Origin of the sequence: Flavihumibacter sp. CACIAM 22H1, from assembly GCF_001601815.1 — a bacterium.
Classification (GTDB): Bacteria; Bacteroidota; Bacteroidia; order Chitinophagales; family Chitinophagaceae; genus Flavihumibacter.
This window is the reverse complement of record NZ_LUKG01000030.1, coordinates 39,898-47,462: the sequence shown is the minus strand read 5'-3', so window position 1 is coordinate 47,462 and position 7,565 is coordinate 39,898. Positions and strand designations below refer to the sequence as shown.

General features: G+C 44.9%; 5 protein-coding genes. 2 read left to right on the top strand and 3 right to left on the bottom strand.

The window, feature by feature from the left end:
• Nucleotides 1-556: arginase family protein (locus A1D16_RS10360; protein WP_290709292.1), on the top strand; the 556-nt coding region annotated here is incomplete at its 5' end.
• Here A1D16_RS10360 and A1D16_RS10355 read toward each other — a convergent pair.
• On the bottom strand, nt 553-2,820 hold the full coding sequence (locus tag A1D16_RS10355) for a patatin-like phospholipase family protein (RefSeq protein WP_290709291.1): 2,268 nt from the start codon (nt 2,818-2,820) through the stop codon (nt 553-555). The genes A1D16_RS10360 and A1D16_RS10355 overlap by 4 nt on opposite strands.
• Nucleotides 2,821-2,831: 11 nt before the next feature.
• Nucleotides 2,832-4,784 carry an ABC-F family ATP-binding cassette domain-containing protein gene (locus tag A1D16_RS10350; protein ID WP_290709290.1) on the bottom strand — a complete coding sequence of 651 codons (1,953 nt, stop codon included), beginning with the start codon at nt 4,782-4,784 and terminating at the stop codon, nt 2,832-2,834.
• A gap of 90 nt (nt 4,785-4,874) precedes the next feature.
• Between A1D16_RS10350 and A1D16_RS10345 the strand changes: the two genes are divergently transcribed.
• On the top strand, nt 4,875-7,232 hold the full coding sequence (locus A1D16_RS10345) for a TonB-dependent receptor (protein WP_290709289.1): 2,358 nt from the start codon (nt 4,875-4,877) through the stop codon (nt 7,230-7,232).
• Between the two features lie 35 nt (nt 7,233-7,267).
• Here A1D16_RS10345 and A1D16_RS10340 read toward each other — a convergent pair.
• Nucleotides 7,268-7,565 (bottom strand): efflux RND transporter permease subunit (locus A1D16_RS10340; protein WP_290709288.1); only part of this gene is annotated, 298 nt, incomplete at its 5' end.

The following is a 7,565-nucleotide window of genomic DNA, read 5'->3' as shown; positions in this document are numbered from 1 at the left end:
GTTTAAAGCAGGAAAATTACCCCTGGCACAAATTAATGTAATCAACCTCGATGCCCATACAGATTTCCGACCCACCGAAGGCCGGCATTCCGGCAATGGCTTCCGGTATGCAGAAGAAGATGGATACCTTCAGAAATACAGCGTTATTGGGGTGAAGGAATCGTATATACAGCAGAATGTTTGGCTCGATTTCGTGAATAACCCCTTTTTGGATCTGATCAGTTATGAAGATATTTTCCTGCAGGAAAAAAGAAATTTCTTACAGGCAGTAGCCCATTGTACCAATTTTATGGACGAAACTTTTTGCGGTATAGAGCTCGACCTGGACGTTATTGAGGAAGTGCTTAGCAGTGCATGCGCTTCTTCCGGAATTACGGTAATGCATGCCCGGCAATATTTAAATTTTGTGGCACAGGATCTGAAACCGGCCTACCTGCATATCTGCGAAGGAGCAGCCCAGCTCAGCGATGGCAGAAAAGCAGACAACATTGGCCAATTGATTGCCTTTTTGGTAACTGATTTTGTTAAAGCCCGGCAGGATATCAAAATCAATTAAAACATTTGGCGCGAGAACCGGAAACCCAGGTTAACGTAATTTCTGATATGGCGAGATTGATCTCCATACATGAAATTGAATTCAAGCGGACCAATAGGGGAGTCAATGCCCAGCGTAAATGCATAACCGCTTAATAAACGCCTGTCTTCTATTTCAAACGGTTCTTTTAGGAAATTGGCATATAATAAATTAAAGGTTATGCCGGTGTAAACGGCCCCTGTTATCTGGTAACGCCAATTGATGGCCCCTTTTATAAAACTATTAGTGGTAATAGTAGCATCCTGTAAACCGGCAAAACTTACCTGGTTGCGCATAATTGGCTTCATTCCACCTATGAGAAAATCATGAAACAAAAACTGCGAAGCATTAAAATTAGCGGCAGATTCTCCCTGCAAAGTGAGAAAGGATCTTTTACGGATAGGCAATACTTTCTGAATCTGGAATCGAAGCCGGGCGAAACTGCCAAAAGTTAGCCCCAGTGAATCAATGTTAAGGATCGGTACGCCGGAAGCCAGGAATACGGCATTGGGCTTCTGGGCAAAGATGATGGATGGTTCCAGGAGGGTATAGGTTCCTCTTTTGGGCAGGAACAAACGGTCGTGTGAATTGTATTCATAGCGCAGATATCCCTGCAGGTAACGGATTTTACCCTCAATCGTTTGCAGGTTTTCTGTTAGTGGTTTCAGTGATGCTCTTTCCCAATGAATACCTGCTGCATAGGATTGCCTTCTTTTGTAGGCAAGCTGTAACCTGGTATCAACGAAGGTGCTGAGTTCCCTGGCCAACCCAATGGATTTATAGGAATTATAGGTTGGAAATTCCTGTCGCTCAAAATAGAATTCAGAAACCCAGGCCAGCGGTACATGCGGCGTTCCAAATACCTGGCTATGTTCCGCCCGGAAACGGAAATTTTCTGAAATGGCTGCGGCTACGGATGTTCTGCTTTGTTTTCCCAAAATATCCCGGAAACTCAGGTTAGCGATAAGGCTCATATCGCTCAGGGTATTATAATGAACGGCAAGTTTTGCTGTAATGGGCGCATTTTCCTCCGCTATCAGGTGCATATCTGCTACCCCTTCCTCACCAGTTACCGGTTCCAGTTGATAATAAAGCCGGTTAAAATACCTTGTTCCATAAGCCTGCCGGATGGCATCTTCCATTTCTTTTACGGTATAGGATTCGCCTTCTTTCAATCCCAGCATCCGACGCAGAAATGGTTTGGTGATATACCGTAAACTATCACTGATAATATGTCGTATGGTTACCCGGTCTTTAACCAGCGGAAATTCAATTTTTTGAGGAGGTCCGTAAAGGGCATTCAGGCTATCGGCCAGCTTTTTGAAATAGGGATAATGCAGGGCTCCCATGCGTAAACCGATTTCTAATATACTGTCGCTGTAGTTAAAACTGGCTGCCGAATAATTGGCAACCGGATGTTCAATGTAATAATCCGTTAGTGCAACTTCCTGCTTGCTAAGGTTGGCCTCCTTATAAAATGCAATCTGCATCAGAATCTGTACCGGCGAGGTAATTTTATCAGCAGAAAGCAATCCTGAGCTAACACTGCTGCCGATTACGATATCGGCCCCCATATTGCGTACATCGCTTACCGGGAAATTCCGGATCAACCCCCCATCCACTAGTTTTTTACCCCCTACCTGAACTGCCGTAAATACAGAAGGAATGGCCATGCTGGAGCGTACTGCCGATATCAGATCGCCCTTATCCATAACAACCGCGTCCCCGGTTTCAAGGTCGGTAGCAATACATTTAAACGGACGTTTAAACTGGTTGAAATCTCTTACTCCATAAACCGGGTTGTACAATTCATTAAACTTCAACCACAGCTCTTCTGCTTCCAGAACACCCGATGGAATACGAAATCGTCCTTTTTCCATGGGTAATTCCAACGCATACCGGCCATATTCCTGCTTTTCTTCCATGATAAAAGCCTGTAGCGAAGAACGGTTACTTAATAACACATTCCAATTCATTGCACGGGCAATCTGTAATATGGAATCGCCGGAATAACCGATGGCATAGAGGCTGCCAACAATGGCCCCCATAGAGGTGCCGGTAACATAGTCGATCTGTAAACCTGCTGAATCAATTGCTTTCAGAATTCCAATATGCGCCAGGCCTTTTGCACCTCCTCCGCTAAGGGTAAGTCCTACTTTCGGACGTTGTGCAGGTGGGCGCTGTGCCTGAACCAGGTCGGTTAATGAAATCAGTAGTACGAAAAGCAGTATCACCCATGGTTTCATAACCCATGAAGTTAGTCCATTTCGGTTTCCATTGAAAGGATCTTTTCGAATAAGGTTTCATATTCTGCATTTAATGCAGCCAGTAGCTCAGCATTTTTCTTGTAAGCAGCTTCGGTAGCAGCAAATTTTTCCTTATTGGAATAAGTGGCAGGGTCGCCAAGGGCGGCTTCCAGTTTTGTTTTTTCGTCCGTTAAACGGGCTATTTTTTCTTCTACCTGGCTGAACTGCCTTTGTAATTTCTGCAGTTCTTTTTTCTGGTCCCTGTTTAAGGAAGGTGCTGCTGGTTTAGCCACGGGTTGAACAATTGTGGGGGCAGCTTCTTTTTTTTCTGCTTTAACAGCCTGTTCGGCAAGTGCTGCCTGTTTGGCCATCCGTTCTTTCCATTCCACCCATTCGCCATAGCTGCCTTTGAACTCTTTGATCTCGTGGTTGTCAATTTCCCAGATTTTATTGGCAGCTTTAGAAATAAAGTAACGATCGTGACTCACCAGGATAAAACTTCCTTCATAGCGGTTTAATGCCTCCACCAGTAATTCCACAGAATGCATATCGAGGTGGTTGGTCGGTTCATCCAGCATCAGGAAATTTGCTTTGCTGACGATGGTTTTGGCCAACGCTACTCTTGCTTTTTCTCCACCGCTTAATACCTTAATTTTTTTATCGGTATCGTCTCCGCTGAACAGAAAACAACCCAATAGGGTTCTCAGTTCCTGTTCGGTTTTCTGACTGCCACAGGTTTTCATTTCCTCCAGCAGGGTATTATTAACATCCAATGCTTCCAGCTGGTGCTGGGCATAAAAAGCTTCTTCCACGTTATGGCCCCATTTCCGTTCTCCCGCAAAAGACTCTATACCTGCAATGATCCGTAGTAGGGTAGATTTTCCTTTACCATTGGCCCCGATGAGTGCAATTTTATCGCCCCGTTCAATTTCCGCCGAGGAATTTTCCACGATCGTCTGATTACCATATTTTTTGGTAATATGTTTGAGTTCAACCAGGATCTTGCCAGGTACTTTATCGATGCGGAAATTTATCTTGATATTGGGGCGTTCAATTTCTACTTCTTCAATACGGTCCAGTTTATCGAGCCGCTTCATGGCGCTTTGTGCCTGGGCAGCCTTGGTAGCCTTGGCCCGGAATCGTTCAATAAAACGTTCCTGCTGCCGGATATACTCTTGCTGGTTTTCGAATGCGCGTTGTTGTAATTCCACGCGCATGGCTTTTTCGGTTTCGTAAAATTCGTAATTACCGGTATAGATATGAAGTTGTTTCTGGTATACTTCTACTATTTTGGTAACCATCCGGTTCAGGAAAAACTTATCATGACTCACAATTACGACAGATCCCTTATAATGCAGCAGGTATTTTTCCAGCCATTCAATAGAGGGAAGGTCGAGGTGGTTGGTCGGTTCATCCAATAATAATAGGTCGGGTTGCTGTAAAATCATTTTTGCCAGCAATACCCGCATTCGCCAGCCACCACTGAATTCCTGGTAAGGGCGGGCCATATCTTCCACGGAAAACCCTAATCCGTGCAGTACTTCTTCTGTACGATGATGGATATCATAACCGCCCAGGGTTTCTAATTCATGTAATTTATCGGAATACAGGTGCAGGGTCTTTTCATCGCCGGTTTGCTCCAGTTCCCTGCCAATTTCTTCAATTTCTTTTTCCAGTTGCTGTACCCGTTCAAAAGCGCTAAGTGCTACTTCCAGGATCGATTGCCTGGTTTCAAAGCTCAACAGGTCTTGGTGCAGGTACCCGATACTGGTACCCCGGCTTTTTTCTACGGTTCCGGCAGAGGGCAGGTATTCTCCTACGATCAGTTTCAATAAGGTTGATTTACCGGTACCGTTGTAACCGATCAGACCAATTCGCTCATTTGGCTGTATGTGCCAGGAGGCATCGGATACAATAACCCGGGCTCCAAATTCAAACGTAACATTTTGTAATCCTACTAACATGGGCCGCAAAGTTAAAATAAATGCGCTTTCCTACGGAAAATATGAACCAAGCTTGCCTGTATTTGTTCAGGAGCAGGTAGTTTTGCGCCTATGAACCGATTTATCCTTTGTTTTATGCTGTTGCTGGCTACCCTGGAGAACGCCATTGCACAACAAAAATTCACCCTCAGCGGGTATGTAAAAGATACCCTGTCGGGCGAAAACCTGATCGGAGCTACTATTTCAATAAATGGAAAGGGGAAGGGAGTGAATAGTAATTCGTACGGTTTTTTTTCCATAACCCTGGCGCCCGGTACCTATCAGGTTAGCATTTCCTATACCGGTTATGACCCCCAGAACCTTACCGTTCAGCTCGACAAAGATCTTAGCATAGCCATCAATCTTTATCCCCGGATTGTTGCAAGTGAGGAAGTGGTGGTTTATGCCAAGCGAAAAGATGGAAATGTGCGGGAGGCGCAGATGGGCAAAGTAGACCTTAGTATTGCACAGATAAAATCATTGCCGGCCATTTTTGGCGAAGTAGACGTGCTGAAAACCCTTCAATTATTGCCAGGAGTACGCAATGCAGGAGAAGGGAATGCAGGTTTTTATGTGAGGGGAGGAGGCCCCGACCAAAACCTGGTTTTGTTAGATGATGCCGTAGTTTACAATTCGGGCCACCTGTTTGGCTTTTTCTCCATATTTAACTCCGATGCTATAAAAAATGTAAGTCTTATTAAAGGCGGTATGCCGGCGCAATACGGCGGCAGGCTTTCTTCGGTACTGGATATTGCCATGAAAGATGGCAATATGAAAAAAATGGAAGTGGAAGGAGGAATCGGTGCCATCGCATCGCGCTTAAATATACAGGGACCTATAAAAAAAGATAAAGCGTCCTTTATTATCTCCGCCCGGCGCACGTATATCGATGCCCTTGTAAAACCCTTTGTAAAAAAAGAGAGTTCCTTTTATGGATCGGGTTATTATTTCTATGACCTGAATACCAAGGTGAATTACAAATTTTCCGATAAGGACCGCTTATTCCTGAGCGGTTATTTCGGACGCGATGTATTTACCTTCAAAAACAGCCAACGCTCTTTCAGTGCTAATATTCCCTGGGGAAATGCTACCGCCACCCTTCGCTGGAATCATTTGTTCCATCGCAAACTTTTTTCCAATACCACCCTGGTGTTTAATGATTATAACTTTGCCTTTAACGGTACCCAGAATAACCTCAGCTTTAATGTTCAGTCTGGTATCCGTGATCTGACCGGCAAATTTGATCTTGATTATTATCCCGGTTCTCAGCATAAACTGAAATTTGGAGCTCAGTTCACGCACCATACATTCAAACCCAACCTGGTTTCCGGCAGGTCCGATTCTATTGATTTTTCGCCAAACAATGCACAACGAAAGTTTGCCCGGGAAATGGCTGTTTATTTACAGGACGACTGGGACCTGACCGATAAATTCCGCATCAGTGCCGGTTTGCGATACAGCAATTTTACTCAGGTGGGTGCCTATACCCGCTACGAACGGGATAACGATGGAAATAAAACCGATAGTGTGGTTTATGGCAAAGGCGACCGGGTTAAAAATTATGGTGGCCTGGAACCGCGCTTAACCATGCGGTATAGTATCAATGATGCCAGTTCTGTCAAAGCTTCTATTTCCAGAAACTACCAATATATTCACCTGGTAAGTAATGCCGGTAATACCCTGCCTACTGATTTATGGGTGCCCAGTACCTTATTTGTTCAGCCACAGCTGAGCTGGCAATATGCGGCGGGTTATTTCAGGAATTTTAAACAGAATATGTACGAAACGTCTGTGGAGCTGTATTATAAACAAATGCAGAACCAGATTGAATACCGGGAAGGTTATACCCCCTCCCTGGCCGACCCGGAGGAAGAATTTGTTTTCGGAGATGGCTGGAGCTATGGCGCTGAATTTTTTGTTCGCAAAAACCAGGGAAGGATGACCGGCTGGATTGGTTATACGCTCAGCTGGACTTACCGGAAGTTCCCCGATCTGAACGAAGGCAATAAATATCCCGCCCGGTACGACCGCCGGCATGACCTTTCTGCTGTGGCCAGTTACGAGCTTAATAAGAAATGGAAACTTTCTGCCATTTTCGTGTATGGTACCGGCAATGCCACGAGCTTGCCGGAACGTTTTTACCTTATAAATGGTGTGCTAACCCAGGAGTATAGCCGAATCAATCAATATCGCCTGCCGGCTTACCACCGGCTCGATTTTTCGGCCACTTATACACCCCAGCCGAAAAAGCCGCGCAAAATCAAGGGGCATTGGGTATTTAGTATTTACAACGTATACAGTCGGCTAAATCCTTATTTCCTTTATTTTGACCAAACCGGCTCAGCGCTGGACGGAACCCTGAAAGTGGATGCCCGACAGGTAAGCTTGTTTCCAATCATTCCCAGTGTAACCTGGAATTTTAAACTGTAATAAAAAAGCCGATTCCCGCAGGAATCGGCTTTGTGTTAAACCACATGCGCAGGTGTAAATCCATCCTGTGTGGGAGACGGTTCAAAATCTTCCACCATTAATTCATCAATTGTTTTTTGTCCTTTCTTTTTGTTTTTAGCTTTATCCAGCCAGCCATCAAAAATGGCATAAATCACCGGCACAATTACGAGGGTCAGAAATAGGGAACTGATCAACCCGCCGATAATTACCCAGGCAAGTCCGTTTTTCCATTCGGCACCCGGACCAGATGCTATGGCAATCGGCAACATACCAAATACCATGGCAATAGTGGTCATCAGAATGGGCCTTAAC

What these genes read in the sequence shown, in the direction of transcription:
- A1D16_RS10355 (WP_290709291.1), bottom strand. Translation starts at nt 2,820, where the DNA reads ATGAAACCATGGGTGATACTGCTTTTCGTACTACTGATTTCATTAACC.
- A1D16_RS10350 (WP_290709290.1), bottom strand. Translation starts at nt 4,784, where the DNA reads ATGTTAGTAGGATTACAAAATGTTACGTTTGAATTTGGAGCCCGGGTT.
- A1D16_RS10345 (WP_290709289.1), top strand. Translation starts at nt 4,875, where the DNA reads ATGAACCGATTTATCCTTTGTTTTATGCTGTTGCTGGCTACCCTGGAG.